The organism is Sporosalibacterium faouarense (assembly GCF_016765695.1).
GTDB classification, from domain to species: domain Bacteria; phylum Bacillota; class Clostridia; order Tissierellales; family VENL01; genus Sporosalibacterium; species Sporosalibacterium faouarense.
Window position 1 is genome coordinate 46,140 of record NZ_JAETGO010000069.1, and the last position, 16,037, is coordinate 62,176.

Sequence of the window (16,037 nt, forward strand, 5' to 3'; positions counted from 1 at the left end):
AATTATAAGTAGTAGAAGAGCGGGGGATAGTGATGAAAAGCAAATTCAATGGAGTTTCTTGGAAATGGGTTTCTTTAATAATATTAATTGCTATATTGGGATTTATATTGATATCAGGTCTAGATAAATTTGACACACCAGACCAAAAAAATTCTGATGATATATCTAAAAAAAGTAAAATAACAACAGATACGAATAAAAGTAATGGAGAAATTTTAGAATTTATAAAAAACAATATAGAATTAGGAATGTCAAAGGAAGAGCTAAAGGAAATAATAGGGGAAGTAACAGTGATAAATCCTAGTGAATCTATTATTCCAGGTTATGGAACAACGGAAGTTTGGAGATATGATTTTACCAAAGATGATTATATAATGAATTATGATGAAGAAATCAAAGATAAAATGATAATTGATAAACTGGGCATAGAAAAAGGAGATATGAAAACTCAATTATTTATTGAGTGGTCAAAGGGAGAGAACATAGAAATAAATAATATTTCTGTTTTTTACTATAAAAAAGGTGAAATATATGAATATAATAATAAAGTAAATTATGTAGGAGATTATGCTTTGGTTTGCGATGCCGTTAAACCATATTTTGTTTATAAGGATGCTAGGGCAAAAATAAAAGAGGTAGTTGAGTTAAGTTTTAATTCGGTTCCTATTCAAAATCTAGAGCAGGAAGAACCTAAAGAGGGATATACAGAGGCAAAGGTTATTCAATTGGATTCTCTCAATGTAAAAATACATCTATTTGTTCAGAAAAATCAAGAAGATGAGTCAAATAATGATGTTTTTGCATTTTTAGAATCTAAAGGAAATATGTACTCTATTGGTCAGGTTAGTTACCTTGGATTAGATAATATATCTGTGAAAGCTGTTGACAGAACATTAGATGGAGATAGGGAAATAGAGATTATCGGAGATATGGGAGCGTCATACTCTCAAATTAAACTTATAAAATATAACAATGATAAAGGAATATGGAAAGATGTATTAACTATGGGGAATCCTAGAATAATAGATTTAGATTCAGATGGCAAAGATGATTTAATAGGAGTTTCGATGGGAAGCACACCATCCTATTTAGAAATATATTTTTGGAATGAAGATCATTTTGAGAAGTGTAATGTAAATCAGGCTACAGATAGTATAAGTTCATACCTTTATGAGGATGAAGAAGGTTGGATAATTAAAACTGTGAAAAAAGCAAAAAATGAAGCAATAGAGAATGAGCGTTATACGAATAATTATTATAGCTATAAAGATAGAAATCTATTAAGGTTAAATTATAACCCAGAAATATGGATAACTAAGCCAATAGTCATACCTAAATTTAATGGAGAAACTTCTAAAGTTGAAAAAGATGAAATATCTAAGATAAAAATACCAGAGGGTAAATGGCAGGAAGTAATTCAAAGCATAGTAAACAGATATGAAGATATAGAAATTAAGAAGAGATTTAGTAACATTACAGTAAAAGATTTCTATTTTGTAGAGTCTTGGATAGGAGAGCTAGAGAAAACAGACTTTCAATTAGATGTATATTCTCTTGATGCTTCTTTCATTCTTGTAGTAGAAAAATATGGAGATGAGATAAGGACAAATATAATATCTAGTCAACCTATGACTCCATTCCTGTTTTATGGAGATAGTGTTAATCTCATGATGGTATCTAAAGGAACGAATAGGTCATTTAATATTAAAACAGGGAATTTTGAAAGTGAGTATCCCTCATCTTTATTTGAAGTATTTTTGGGAGAAATCAGTAGATATAATCAACAATTGAAGAAAATGGAATTCTATCGAGGTTTTAATATACTAGGTAATTATATAAAACCATATAAATCAGCTTATATAGTTCAATAAAACTATTGGTGCTAACGGTTATCCGTTAGCATTTTTTATGAGAAAAAAATTATTAAAAATTATAATTTTACTTCTAAAAATTAGTAAATGGTGATATAATACTATATACGAACATATGTTCTTAAAATGGAGGATAGAATTATGGAAAAGAAATATTCAAAAACTATAATGCATATTGATGTAAACTCTGCTTTTTTATCATGGCAAGCTGCCTATAATAAACAAATAGGGATTGAAGGTGATATTAGAGAGATACCGGCTGTTATAGGAGGAAGCGAAGAGCGAAGACATGGTATAGTTCTAGCCAAATCTATTTTAGCTAAAAAAGAAGGCATAAAAACCGGTGAGAGTCTGATGGAAGCACGAACAAAATGTAGAAACTTAACAGTTATTCCACCAAACTATGATTTATATATTAAGAGTAGTAAAGCATTACTCAACTTATTGAAAGAATATTCTTATAAAATTAGCGTTTTTAGTATTGATGAATGTTTTTTAGATTACACAGGAATGGAAATACATTTTGGTAATCCTATAGAAGCTGCTTATAAGATTAAGGATAGAATACAAAAAGAATTGGGATTCACAGTAAACATAGGTATTTCAACAAATAAATTATTAGCTAAACAGGCTAGTGAATTAGAAAAACCAAACAAAGTCCATACCATATATCCCCATGAAATAAAGACGAAGCTATGGCCTTTAGATATAGGAGAACTCCTTATGGTAGGTAGGAAAACTAAACCTAAGTTAAATAAAATAGGAATATATACCATAGGGGATTTGGCAAATAGTGATTATAAACTAATTTCTAACAAGTTTAAATCCCATGGAAGACTAATATACAATTATGCTTGGGGTAGGGATGATTCCCGGTTTACAAGTAAGGAATATATACCTTTTAAAAGCGTGGGGAATGGTAGCACGATACACTTTGATGTGGAAGATAAAGAAACAGCATATAAGATTTTGCTAAGTCTTGTAGAAACAACATCAAGAAGGCTCAGGCAGGCTAATGTTCAAAGTAGAGTTATAGGTATTTCTATTAAAGATACTAATCTTTCAAGGAGTGGACATCAAAGAAAACTATTGGCATCAACTAATTCTACTAAGGAAATTTACGAGATAACAAAAGAGCTATTTAATGAATTATGGGATGGAATTCCTATTAGACAGTTTAATGTTAGATTGAGTGAGTTGGTTTCGGAAGAAATGACTCAATTAACAGTATTTGATAGAGAGGATCAAGAAAAAATTGAGAAAATGGATAAAGTTGTAGACTCCATAAGAGATAAATATGGAAAGGGGGCTATCATGAGGGCAACTTTCATAAATAGTGGACTAAAAAGTATGTTAGGAGGTTTTGCAGCAGAAGATTATCCTGTAATGTCCAGTATTTTGTAAAAAAGAAAGGATGTTGAGTATATGAAAATAATAAACGAGTCAATTGATATGATAGCTGTGTTCCAGAAAGAGACAGGAAAGATAACTCCATTTAAATTTAAATATAGAGATAAGCCTATAAAGGTTCAAAGGATATCAAAAATATATGAAGAAAAATTAGCAGGTAATAGAAGATTAGTATTTGTCTGTATACATAATGAACGGGATGTTTATGAAATAAAATATGAGTTAGATACATGCAAATGGTATTTATTTAAAAAGTAAATTTAAAATGTACTATGGAGAAAAGAAATTTTAGTATGAAGGTAAATATTATTGAATATAGAAGTTACATATTAATGAGGGGATTGCATAATAGACATTTAACTTTATAAATAACACTATATGTAACTTCCCTAAACTAATTAGAGAAGGAGTTAGATTCATATGAAACAAATATTTAAAAGAATTGATACCATATTTTTAAGGGTGAAAAATATTGAAGAATCATTAAAATGGTATGAAGAAATTATGGACTTAGAAATAAGATGGAAAAGTGAAAATTACGCTGCATTTAATCTTGGAGAAACAGCCTTTACAATATACGAGCCTGAGAATATAACAGAATTTAAGCCATCAGAATATGCTACATTTAATTTCTATGTATCTAATATAACAGAAGCTTACGATAATCTTAAATCTAAAGGAGTAGAATTAGGGAGTATAGAAGATGGTGGCGGTGTTCAATGGTTCTGGTTTAAGGATATTAGTGGAAATAGACTGGAAGTATGTTACTTTAGAGAATAACAATTAAATATTAGAATTAGTATTAAATTCTATAATTAGTAAAATGCGTCTTTTTTCCCAATGTAAATACTCTTTAATCTTGTTATAATATGAGTAAATAGAGAAATACAATTTGAGTTTAACTTTGTATGAAATTTCATAAATGAATAGCTTGGAATATATTGTAATGCAACATTAACTTTATAGTTACGTCTAAATAACTGATAGCAAAGTCAAGTTTGATAAATATTAGTAATCATACTTTTACATTTATATAGACTTGTAGAATCATAAATTTTACAAAGGATAAAGAGGGGGATAAATAGAATGAAGAAAGTATTATTATTAGCCTTAGTCATAGCTATACTGACAACAGTAGGGGTTTTGGGTATGTTATTTTACAAGTCTATAAGCCCTTATGAAGCAGTATCGGCCTTTTCTAGAAATGAAATTAATCTTGTGATAGAGGATAATCCTATAAGAACAGAAAGCTCGCCAATTATAGATAAAGACAGGACACTTATTCCAGTTAATATAATAGCAGATCATATCTACGAAAATATTGAAGTAAATGACAAGAGCAATAGGTTATATGTTAATATTAAGGAACCTCAATTTAAACTCGAGACTGAAGAGTTAGATAATAGACTAGATAAAGAACTGAGATTAAATTTCCTAACAGAAGATATTATGGGAACGGAATATATTGATATAAGCGGAATGGAGAATATCTTTGGAATTACCTTTGAATATCATCAAGATTCCAATATATTAATTATTGATAAATTAAAGGAAAAAGTGACAACAGGGATTATAACTAGTGAGGTAAGATTAAGACCTAAGAAAAGCTCTTTTAGCTTTTCCTTGGACAAGCTAGAAAAGGGAGATAATATGACCATTTATGAAGAAGGGGATAAGTGGTTAAAAGTTAGAACAAATAAAGGATATATCGGATATGTATTAAAGAAAAAAGTAGAGATTAAAGAGCAGGAATATAATATAAATAGTCAACTAAATGTAGTGAGAGGAGATTGGAATCCTCAGGAGAAAATAAGTCTAGTTTGGAATCATATATCTAAGTATTCACCTAATTTATCTGTCGAAGGAACTATAGAAGGGCTAGACGTTATATCACCTACTTGGTTCTCTGTAGTAAATAGTGATGGATTTGTAATAAATAATGGAGACATAAAATATGCTAGAGATGCCCATGACAAGGGTTATAAGGTATGGGGATTAATAAATAATAGCTTCGATAAAGATTTAACCAGAGAATTACTAGCTAGTGAAGAGGCACAGAAAAAAGTCATAGATCAAGTTCTTATATACTCGAGTCTATATAATTTGGATGGAATAAATATAGATTTTGAAAATGTATATTATGAGGATAAGGATAGACTAACTAATTTTGTAGATAATCTTACAGAAGCATTAAAGAAACAGAATTTAATAGTATCTATAGATACTACAGTTCCTTCTTCGAGTCCTACATGGTCTAAATTCTATGATAGAGAAAGTCTAAGTGAAATAGTAGATTACTGTGTAGTTATGACTTATGATGAGCACTGGGCAGCAAGTCCTAAAAGTGGGTCTGTTGCATCTATAGACTGGGTGGATTGGAGTATTCGCAGAACTTTAGAATATATCCCTAAAGAAAAACTATTAATGGGCATACCATTTTATACTAGAGAGTGGGAAGAAACAAAAATCGAGGATGGCAAGGTAAAGGTTAAGTCTAAAGCCTTATCTATGGGAACGGTAAAAGAAAGAATAGAAGAGTATAACTCTGAAGTTGTATGGCTTGATGATACAGGACAATACTATACCGAATATGAAAAGGAAGGTAAAAGATATAGAATTTGGATTGAGAATAGTGAATCTATTAAACTCAAAGCAAATTTAGTTCATAAGTATGACTTAGCAGGAGCTGCTTCTTGGCGTAAAGGATTTGAAGAGGGAGACGTATGGGAAGTATTGAATAAAGTACTGAAGGGCGATAAACAAATAGTTGAAAAATAATAGAAAATATCAAAAAGTTATTAAAGGCTGACATATAGAAGTGTCAGTCTTTATTTTTTCAAAAAGAAAGATATTACAAAATATTAAAAATATACCAATGGTTTTTAATACCATTGTAACAACTTTGAGGTAAATATTCTGATAGAATTAAATTAATAACAAAAAATTCTGAAAATTATTGTTGGTAGAGATAAGTAATAGGAGGTGAGAAAACATTTGTATGGGAAAGCTGATTTTGCTGCGGAGTTTATAACAAAAACAGCTAGTCAAGTTATATGGGCTTTTCTAATAACCATTAACTTTCTAACACTATTTCGATTAATGCTTCTAGAAACAAATGCTCCCTATAATGCAGATATAATTTTTGTCTTAAGTCTTATTAATTATATACTAAGTCATATCTTAGCTTATCTTATTAATAGAAATAAAAAGAAATATCCCAAGATCATTATTTTAGTTCCTATATTAGCATCTTTCATTTCATTGTTCACATGTATCTATGTTATGGAAGATTTCCCCAATCATATTAGAGTAGGGTTATTTTTTTATTATTTAATTTTGTGGAAAAAGGGAGTAGATTTTTCAGTTGACGAAATTGACATAAGCACATACAAGAAGGGGTTTTGGGTATCATTTGTAATAGTTTTTTCATGGTTTATATTTTTAATTTTGCTAATGGGAATAAGACAAAACTTTTTTTATAAATGGTTATTTATGAGGTACATTCCCATATACCTAATTATTTCACTAATTACTATGTTTAGGTTAACCTTTGTAGATGCCTACGATAATAGGTTTAAAAATACAATAAACTCAGAAAAAAATGTATTTAAGGTAAACATTGCATCATTAATTATTGTTTTATTTGCATTAACTTTGATTTTAACAAATTATTTGGGAACTGGGGTTCATGGAGTTAATTTTATTTATCTAGTAATTAAGAAGATTATTGATATTGCCATATTAGGATTTAGTTATATAGTTATTGCTATAGATGGGATATTTAAAAGAATCATTGGAATAAATTTTTTCACTCTTTTTATGATTATTATAAGCTTTGTAGTGAAATTTATAAACTTTGTAACTAAGTATGGAAGGGACTCTAATCCACAGAAAGTCAAGATTAGTGATGAAATGGCAGAAAGCATAGCAAATATCGGTAGAAATGTTGCTTTTGCAATAGTATTTACAGTAATAATACTACTAATAATCTATAGACTTATGAAGGCAATTGAAATAAAGAAGAGGCAAATAATTATTGATGGAGAAAGCAAAGAATTTGTTATAAGGGAAGAAATCTCAAATAGATTGCTTGTAAACAGATTTAGGAATATGATAGGTAAAGGTAATCGGCTATATAGAAGACGAAATAACTTCAAGGACTTGCCTATTATAAGACAATTATACATAAAGGCTGTAATGAAAGCAGGAAATTCTGGTTATATATTTAAAAAACAATATACTCCCAATGAATTTCTATCAAAGGGACTAAAAGGAAGTGATTTTGAAGGAGAAGGCTTTAATAAATTAACGGAATACTATAATAAGGTCAGATATGGCGGAGAAGAATTAGAAGATAAAGTCATTGAAGAAGCAATATTAATTGAAAGTACATTGGATAAAAAATAACTTTTTAGTAGTCTTCATAGTAACCTTGTCTAGATTAGCATTTATAAACGCATATGATAATAAATTTAAGAATACAGTTAATGCTGCGAAGAATATCTTGAAAGTTAACATCTTTTCAATTATAGTAGTAATAACAACTCTTGTCCTAATTCTTACTGACTATTTTGAATCTCACTACACTCCTAATGAGTATTTGAAGCATGGAATTAATGAGCAGTATAGGGAAGCAGGATTTGAAAAATTAACTGAATATTATAATAAAGTGATATATGGGAGAAAGAAACTCACAAAAGAAGATATAAAAGATGCCATATATATTGAAGCTAAAATGAGTGAGATTAAATAATAATAAAAATTTGGAGGGGTCTATATGATTTTAAAGGTTAATGATATCCAAGAAATGGCTGGAAAAATAAAAAGAAATATTCAACAAGTAATCGTTGGTAAGGATAAAGTAATTGATTTAATGTTAACTTCAATTTTATGTTCAGGACATGTATTACTTGAAGACGTACCAGGACTAGGAAAAACCATGTTAGCTAAATCCTTATCAAAATCAGTAAATAGCACATTTAAGAGAATTCAATTTACTCCTGATTTATTACCCAGTGATGTAACAGGAATAAATGTATATAATCAAAAAACAGGTGAATTCAATTTCAAAAAGGGACCTTTAATGAGTCAAATAGTATTGGCTGATGAAATTAACAGGGCAACTCCAAGAACTCAATCAAGCTTATTAGAGGCTATGGAAGAGCATCAAGTTTCTGTAGATGGTATAACATATAAACTTGATGAACCTTTCTTTGTTATAGCTACACAGAACCCAGTAGAAACGGGAGGAACTTTCCCGTTACCAGAGGCCCAATTAGATAGATTCTTTATGCAATTATCTATGGAGTATCCGGACTTTAATGAAGAAATGGAGATATTAAGAAGATTTAGAGAAAACAACCCATTTGAGGATTTGAAGCCAGTTGTAAATTCTGAGGATATAGTTGAAGCAAGAAAATGCTTTACAGATGTTTTCGTAGATGAAGAAATTATGAAATATTTGCTTGAAATTGTTAGAGCTACTAGAGAACATGAGGAAATAGAGCTAGGAATAAGTCCAAGGGGAAGTATGGCACTATTTAGAGGAATTCAGGCTTATGCAGCCATTCAAGGAAGAGATTATGTGCTTCCAGATGATGTTAAAGAACTTGTAAGGCCAATCTTTATTCACAGAATAATTTTAAATGGTCAAGCAGCTGTTAAGGGAAGAAATACTATAGAGGTGTTAGACGATATAATAAATAGTATATCTACTCCTGTTGAAAATTTACAGGCTATTTAGGAGTTGAGTGATATGGGAAGTATAGTAGCTATAGTAGTAGCAATTACTATTGGAAGTTTGGTAATGTTGAAATGGGATAAGTGGGCTGTAAGAAAAATTGAATATAAGAGATATTTAGATAAAGATAGAATTTTCCCTGGTGAACAGGTGATAATGACTACTGAAATAGTAAATAGGAAACTTTTACCCCTACCTTGGATAGAAGTTGCTACAGAGGTCCCTAACTCCTTTAGTTTTAATGACCAAAAGACAGTAAAGTACTCTAAGGAAGGGAATAAGATTTATAGGGTAGTTACTTCTCTTATAAGCTATCAAAGAGTTAGAAGGCGTAATTCATTGATATGTGAAGCAAGAGGGTATTTTAATATTTACGATTTGGATTTGAGTATTGGAGATTTCTTTGGAGTTAAAACTGCAGAAATGAAAGTAACATATCCAATGAAGTTGATAGTTTATCCGAAAATTAAGCCTTTAGAAGAGCTTATTGTACCTTATAAGGAGCCACAGGGAGAGATTTCAGTTAAAAGATGGATAATGCCCGATCCAATACAGGTAATTGGAGCTAGGGAATATACAAGTAGAGATAGCTATAATACAATTGATTGGAAGACAACTGCAAGAATGGGAGAAATGTATGTAAAAAAGTTCGATTTTACTGCAAATCCCTCATTAATGATGTTTTTAGATGTACAAACATCTAAGGTTTATTGGCAGGACGTTAATACAGACTTCATTGAAAATGGCATAGAAATCATAGCTGCAATGACAGAAAGGGCAATTAAAGAAGGCGTTCCAGTGGGCTATACATCAAATGGTTACTTCAACGGTGAAAACCCAAGCGTTTTCATCAATCCTGAGCTTAGAAGAAGTCAACGAGTGGCAATATTAGAGGCATTAGCCAAAACATCTTATTCTAGAAGGTTGCCATTAGACAAATTAATAAATATGAGATCTAAGCAGCTAGATCGAGGAAGCTGCATTGTAATAGCAACAGCTCATGTATCCGATGGCTTAAGAAATGAAATAAATTATTTAGCCAAGCAAGGGTATATGGTTAAGGTAATTTTACTAGATAATGATGCAAGAGCAGCTGGGCTAAAGAAAGAAGTGGAATTGATATACAGTAAAAATTCAGGATTATTAGCAGGGTAGGTGACGTAAAGTGATCAATAGACTTAACAATATATCAGGATTTCTATTAAAGGCAGTCAGTGAAACTTTAAGATACGTTTTAATTGCAATTACTGCTTTAACTTTAATCTTTAGTAATTATATAGATACTATAAATGTTAATGCAATATTTATGATAGGAATAGCCAATTATGGAATAAGTTATCTTTTATCTAGTTATGCGGCCAACAGGAGTTATGAGGGGGCTAGGCTTCGTTTTATAATACCTATATTAGCTTTAACATCTTGCTTGATATCTGTATTTTATCTACAAGAGCTAAAAACTTCGATATTAAAAATATCAATACTAATTGTTTATGCTTTTATCTGGAAAAGAGGGATGGATAGCAGAATTGATAATGACTATATATACACCATGAAAAGAGTAATGCTTACTAGTGTAGTTTTAGTAGCGTTATTATCACTATTAATAACTGTAATACCAGCATTTGATTGGTATTTAAAGGTTTTTAAAACCTATGTGCCTATTTACTTAATAATTACACTCCTATATATGGCAAGAGTAAGTATATTAAATGCTTATTCTAAATATCATACAAATACTGTGGATAAGGAAAAAAATATAAATAGATTTAATATAATATCTACTGTAGTGGTTGCTCTGTGTTTACTTTTTGGGATAGGAGATTATTCACCAGTAGTATCTAAGGTTTTTAATTGGGTTGAGAGGGTAATAGAGATAATATTATATCCAATTGGTGCATTAGGAGCTAAAATAACGATGTGGCTTAGTCCTTTATTTAAGCATGCCCTAAGTGATGAAATTAAAGGTGAAGGGATAAGTGAACAGGCTCAGCAGGAGCTTAGTAATGCTATGGCAGATATTCAGCCTGATAAATACAGTCATATTGTATTACAAGTTATAGAAGTTGCTAAATGGATAATATTTGTTCTTATTTTCTCAATAATAGCATATATGCTATATAAGAACTTTAAAGAGTTATTCTACTCATCAAGGAGCAAAAATCTTGAAGCTGAAGAAAAAAACTTTGTAAAACCATCAGGGGATATGCTAAAAAGAATTAGAAATACTTTTAATAACCTTGGGAATATATTTAATAAAGATTCTTATAATTTAGATGGGTTACATGCTATAAGAAAAATATATATTCAAGCTATAAGAAAGTTAAAGAGTAAAGGATACAACTATGAAAACAGTCATACTCCAAATGAATTTCTTGCTAATGTGAGCAAAAGAGAAGATTATAATGAGGAAGACTTCGATGTTCTAACGGAATATTATAATGAAGTAAGATATGGGAAGAAAGAGTTGGATAAGGATAAGGTTGAAAAGGCGATTAAGATTAAAGACCAAATAAATAGAGCATAACAAAAGACTGAGTTTCCTCAGTCTTTTGTCTATATACTAAATACTGATTTTTTTAATTATATTTTATACTTAGTAAAATCATCACAGAATTCACATTTGTATTTTACATTATTCTTATCTACTAAAGTAAATTCTGGAGTAGCGTAGATATCGTTGTTACTCACACATCTAGGATTATCACATTTAAATAACCCCTTTACTCTTTGAGGTAGCTCGACTTTTTTCTTTTCTACAATCTCATTATTTTCTATTATATTAATTGAGATATTTGGATCTATTAATCCTAGCATAGTGAAATCTATATCTATTTTGTCTTGGATTTTTATTATGTCCTTCTTGCCCAGGGCTTTACTTGGCACATTCATAAGAAGAACCACTGGAAAGTCTACCTTTGATAAATTCATCTTATCGAAAATCTTAAGTCCATTTCCTGATTTGATATGGTCTATAACTATCCCTTTTTCAATGCTATTAACAGTTAACATATTAAATCACCCCCAAAAGATGTGCCATAAGTGACATTCTTACATACACACCATACTTAGCTTGCTTAAAATAAACTGCTCTCTGATCATCGTCAACACTATAATCAATTTCATTTACCCTTGGTAGGGGATGCATTATAAGCATGTCTGATCTAGAGTCCTTTATCTTATCTCTAGTTAGGATATAACTGTTTTTGAGCTTAAGATAATCTTCCTCATTAAAGAATCTTTCTTTTTGTATTCTAGTCATATACAGAATATCAACCTCGTTTATTACATCCTCAAGGTTTTCAGTTTCTACTATTTCAACATTATATTCATTAGCAACATATTCTTTGATATAACTAGGCATCTTTAGTTGAGGAGGAGATATTAAGCAGAAGGACATACCTTCATATCTAGAAAGAGTTTTGATTAAGGAGTGAACAGTTCTACCGTATTTTAAATCACCACATAAGGCCACTCTAAGGTTTTTTATTTCTCCCTTGAGATTTTTGATAGTCAATAGATCTGTTAGGGTTTGGGTTGGATGTTGGTGACCACCATCGCCACCATTAATTACTGGAACTGCAGAAAAATTTGAAGCAAGCTTTGGAGCACCTTCACGAGGATGTCGAATTACTGCAATGTCAGAGTAGCCATCTAAGACTCTGATTGTGTCTGAGATACTTTCACCTTTTCTAACTGAACTGGTATTGGCGTCGGCAAATCCTAGAATATTGCCTCCCATTCTCAACATTGCTGATTCAAAGCTTAGTCGAGTCCTAGTACTGGGCTCATAGAAAAGAGTTGCTAAGATTTTTCCACTACATAAATTCTCATACTTAGCAGGCTCTTTTTCCATATCTTGAGCAAGAGTGAAAACACTATCAAGCTCTTCCAGTGTCAAATCGTTTGGGTCAATAAGATGTTTACCTTTTAAATTCATTAAAATTCCCCCTTATAGTTTTGGTGGGGAGACTAATCTCCCTTTTTAGTCTCACAGGACTAAATTAAAGGTAACAAAAAACCTTCTTACCTGAGGGCAAGAAGGTATAATTAGCATAGAAAAATGTATGCATACTTTTTAAATGATTTTATACAGATATATAGTAAGATATAGCAAAACTAACTAATCAAATTTATGACTGTTAATAATACTATCTAAAGGCAAATACCTGTATTGTATGAACGCAAATTCTATACCTTCTCAGCCTCACAGGACTAATTTAAAGGTTATATTTAGTCTAAAGTATCATATTCATAAAGAAATGTCAATGACAAAAAAATGTAATAACAGTGTTAAAAAAAATAAAAATTTAGCAAATTATCTTGAATTAATACCTAAAAAATGGTAATATGATTTGGAGTGAAAATTATCAAATTTAGAGGGGAGAAATCATGAAACTAAAGAAAGGAATAAATAATAAGAATATTAGAGACAAGCAGTATGAATTGAATGAACTTTTATCTGAAGTTAAATTCGACAATAAAATAGTTGATAATAAAACATTAAAAATGAGTCAGGATTTGGACAAGTTAATTGTAAACTATTATAAAAATAAATATAAGAACTTAAATGAGGCAAGTATATAACACTAGAAGGGTAATGAACTCTTCTTTTTTTATTTTTATATATTGGGAATTAAATACTAAAGTGATTGGATGTTGAAGCACTAAATATTTAATTTCACATGAGAATTTATTGTTCAACTTCCTCACATAATAATTTTATGGATTTAATTATTATTAATTTTTTGTTAGAATTAGAATAAGTAAATAAACATGTGGAGTGATAATATGGTTATCGAAAATATGGATAAAATTCTAGTAGTTGATGATGATGTAGAAATATGTAATATGGTAGAAATATTCTTAGAAAAAGAACAATTTAAGGTTATAAAAGCCCACGACGGAGAAGATGCAGTTAAGAAATTTAAGGAAGAAACACCAAAATTAGTGATATTAGATATAATGCTACCTAAGATGGATGGATATGATGTATGTAGAGAAATAAAGAGAATTAGTAACGTACCTATAATAATGCTAACTGCAAAGGGCGAGACCTTTGATAAAGTATTGGGACTAAGACTTGGTGCTGATGACTATATAGTAAAACCCTTTGACCCAGAGGAGTTGATAGCTAGAATAAGGGCAGTATTGAGAAGAGTATCTCCTGATGAGAATAAAGATTCAGACCAAATAATATTTCCTAATTTAGCTATAAATATGTCTAATTTTACAATTAAGATAAAAGATGAGATATTACAACTTCCAAGAAAAGAAATGGAATTATTATATTTTTTGGCATCTAATCCAGAAAAGGTTTTCACCAGGGAGCAGTTAATAGAGCAAATTTGGGGCTATGATTTTATTGGAGATACAAGAACTGTAGATGTACATATTAAACGATTGAGAGCTAAACTTCAAGATGTAGAGGATAATTATGAAATTAAGACAGTTTGGGGTGTAGGGTATAAATTTGAGGTGAAAAAAGGTGCTTAATTCTGTATTTAGAAAAATGACCTTAGTTTACCTAATTGTAATTTTGATTAGTTTTGCTATTCTAGGGGTTTCTATGATAAAAATGTTCGAAAATTACTATTTTGAAAAGAGAAGTGAGGCTCTGATAGAATCCGGAGAAAAATTAAACAAAACAGTAATACAATATTTGAATAACACTATAAGCTATGAGCGATTAAGCGTAGAGTTAGAATCTATTGAAAGATTTTTAAATGCTAAGATTTGGGTTATTGATAAATCAGGCAGGATATATGGGATTTCAAGTGTATCTGAACAGGAATGGATTGGAAAACAGATTTCAAACGAAGACAAAGTTAGAGTATTGCAAGGGAAAATAATTAGTAAAATGGGAGAATATGATGAGGTGTTTGGGGTACCAGTTCTCACAGTTGGTATGCCTATATATATAAATAATGTTGTTATAAATGCAGTATTTATGCATACTCCAGTTTATGAAATTGATGAAACCTTGCATGAGGTTTATAAAATTATTTTAACATCAATGGCAGTAGCTTTGATTATAGCTACTTTATTAATATACTATACATCCCAAAGAATCTCTAAACCGTTAACAGAAATTAATAGTATTACTAAAAAAATCGCTTCAGGAGAATTTCATAAACGATTAAATATAAAAAGTAATGATGAAATAGGACAACTATCTCAGTCTTTTAACAATATGGCAAAGGATCTAGAGAAGCTAGAAGAGATGAGAAAGGGTTTTATAGCCGATGTATCCCATGAGCTAAGATCACCATTAACATTAATTAAGGGATATATTAAGGGACTTATGGATGAGAATCTGTCTGATGAAAAAAGAAATCAGTATGTAAAAATAATATATGGAGAAACTGAGCGATTAACGGAGTTAATTAATAACCTATTAGACCTATCGAGAATGGAATCGGGAAATTATCCTTTAAATATTGTAAGCTTTGATATTAATGAATTACTTAGAAGAAATATTATTAAATTTGGAAATAAATTAGAAGAAAAGAATATTGATGTTGATGTAGATTTCCAAGAAGATCCTTTAAAAGTAAGAGGAGAAATGGAAAGCATATCTCAGGTTATTTCTAATATAATAGATAATGCAATTAAATTTATGAATAATGATAGTGAAGATAAACTGATGATAACTTCATGTATTAAGAATGAAAAAGCGTATATTTCTATAGCAGATACTGGATTAGGAATACCGAATAATGAAAAGGAAAATATATGGAAAAGATTCTATAAAGGAGATAAGTCTAGATCAAGACAAATAAAAGGAACTGGATTAGGACTTTCCATAGTGAAGGAAATTATTAAAAATCACGGTGAAGATATATGGATAGAGAGCGAAGTTAATAAAGGGACAAAATTTACATTTACATTAGATGCGATAAAAAATGAGCAATAGATATTGCTCATTTTTTAATACAAGTCGAAACTGCATAATTAACAATCTAGGGTCTTGCATGGATACTAGAGTTTTATGCAAGCTTGTATTTTAAATAAATATA

15 protein-coding genes are annotated in these 16,037 nt (G+C 30.0%); 13 read left to right on the forward strand and 2 right to left on the reverse strand.

Translation table 11 applies throughout. The features are described 5' to 3' along the window. Positions 1–32 precede the first annotated feature (32 nt). The 10 genes from JMO20_RS13550 to JMO20_RS20625 all read left to right on the forward strand — a co-directional run bounded on the left by JMO20_RS13550 (position 33) and on the right by JMO20_RS20625 (position 11,545). Positions 33–1,871, forward strand: a complete 1,839-nt coding sequence (locus JMO20_RS13550; RefSeq protein ID WP_202710225.1) for a hypothetical protein — start codon at positions 33–35, stop codon at positions 1,869–1,871. Between the two features lie 141 nt (positions 1,872–2,012). Continuing rightward, a complete protein-coding gene (locus JMO20_RS13555; RefSeq protein ID WP_202710226.1) occupies positions 2,013–3,275 on the forward strand; it encodes a DNA polymerase Y family protein in 1,263 nt (420 codons plus the stop codon). 21 nt (positions 3,276–3,296) lie between these two features. Continuing rightward, the gene (locus JMO20_RS13560) at positions 3,297–3,539 is read left to right on the forward strand and encodes a hypothetical protein (RefSeq protein ID WP_202710227.1); all 243 of its coding nucleotides are present in this window, start codon (positions 3,297–3,299) and stop codon (positions 3,537–3,539) included. A 162-nt stretch (positions 3,540–3,701) separates the two neighbouring features. After that, a complete protein-coding gene (locus JMO20_RS13565) occupies positions 3,702–4,061 on the forward strand; it encodes a VOC family protein (protein WP_202710228.1) in 360 nt (119 codons plus the stop codon). A 306-nt stretch (positions 4,062–4,367) separates the two neighbouring features. Continuing rightward, positions 4,368–6,059, forward strand: coding sequence for a glycosyl hydrolase family 18 protein (locus JMO20_RS13570; RefSeq protein ID WP_202710229.1), 1,692 nt, complete (start codon positions 4,368–4,370; stop codon positions 6,057–6,059). A gap of 216 nt (positions 6,060–6,275) precedes the next feature. Then, positions 6,276–7,688 carry a hypothetical protein gene (locus JMO20_RS13575; RefSeq protein ID WP_202710230.1) on the forward strand — a complete coding sequence of 471 codons (1,413 nt, stop codon included), beginning with the start codon at positions 6,276–6,278 and terminating at the stop codon, positions 7,686–7,688. Beyond that, a complete protein-coding gene (locus JMO20_RS13580) occupies positions 7,663–8,034 on the forward strand; it encodes a hypothetical protein (RefSeq protein WP_202710231.1) in 372 nt (123 codons plus the stop codon). Before JMO20_RS13575 ends, JMO20_RS13580 begins: the two co-directional genes overlap by 26 nt. Positions 8,035–8,058: 24 nt before the next feature. Next, positions 8,059–9,024: an AAA family ATPase gene (locus JMO20_RS13585; RefSeq protein WP_202710232.1), complete on the forward strand. Its 966-nt coding sequence runs from the start codon at positions 8,059–8,061 to the stop codon at positions 9,022–9,024. A 12-nt stretch (positions 9,025–9,036) separates the two neighbouring features. Next, the gene (locus JMO20_RS13590; protein ID WP_202710233.1) at positions 9,037–10,176 is read left to right on the forward strand and encodes a DUF58 domain-containing protein; all 1,140 of its coding nucleotides are present in this window, start codon (positions 9,037–9,039) and stop codon (positions 10,174–10,176) included. A 10-nt stretch (positions 10,177–10,186) separates the two neighbouring features. Beyond that, on the forward strand, positions 10,187–11,545 hold the full coding sequence (locus JMO20_RS20625) for a DUF4129 domain-containing protein (protein ID WP_202710234.1): 1,359 nt from the start codon (positions 10,187–10,189) through the stop codon (positions 11,543–11,545). 56 nt (positions 11,546–11,601) lie between these two features. Here JMO20_RS20625 and JMO20_RS13600 read toward each other — a convergent pair whose 3' ends face one another. Further along, the gene (locus JMO20_RS13600) at positions 11,602–12,030 is read right to left on the reverse strand and encodes an aspartate carbamoyltransferase regulatory subunit (protein ID WP_202710235.1); all 429 of its coding nucleotides are present in this window, start codon (positions 12,028–12,030) and stop codon (positions 11,602–11,604) included. A gap of 1 nt (position 12,031) precedes the next feature. Then, complete coding sequence (gene pyrB / locus JMO20_RS13605) at positions 12,032–12,958, reverse strand: aspartate carbamoyltransferase (RefSeq protein ID WP_202710236.1); 927 nt, start codon at positions 12,956–12,958, stop codon at positions 12,032–12,034. Between the two features lie 452 nt (positions 12,959–13,410). Between pyrB and JMO20_RS13610 the strand changes: the two genes are divergently transcribed. The 3 genes from JMO20_RS13610 (at position 13,411) to JMO20_RS13620 (ending at position 15,934) form a co-directional block, all read left to right on the forward strand. Beyond that, positions 13,411–13,605 (forward strand): Spo0E family sporulation regulatory protein-aspartic acid phosphatase, encoded by a 195-nt coding sequence (locus JMO20_RS13610; protein WP_202710237.1) that lies wholly within the window; start codon positions 13,411–13,413, stop codon positions 13,603–13,605. A 204-nt stretch (positions 13,606–13,809) separates the two neighbouring features. Continuing rightward, positions 13,810–14,514 carry a response regulator transcription factor gene (locus JMO20_RS13615; RefSeq protein ID WP_202710238.1) on the forward strand — a complete coding sequence of 235 codons (705 nt, stop codon included), beginning with the start codon at positions 13,810–13,812 and terminating at the stop codon, positions 14,512–14,514. Between the two features lie 16 nt (positions 14,515–14,530). Then, the gene (locus JMO20_RS13620) at positions 14,531–15,934 is read left to right on the forward strand and encodes a sensor histidine kinase (RefSeq protein WP_207753508.1); all 1,404 of its coding nucleotides are present in this window, start codon (positions 14,531–14,533) and stop codon (positions 15,932–15,934) included. The last annotated feature ends 103 nt before the right edge of the window (positions 15,935–16,037 follow it).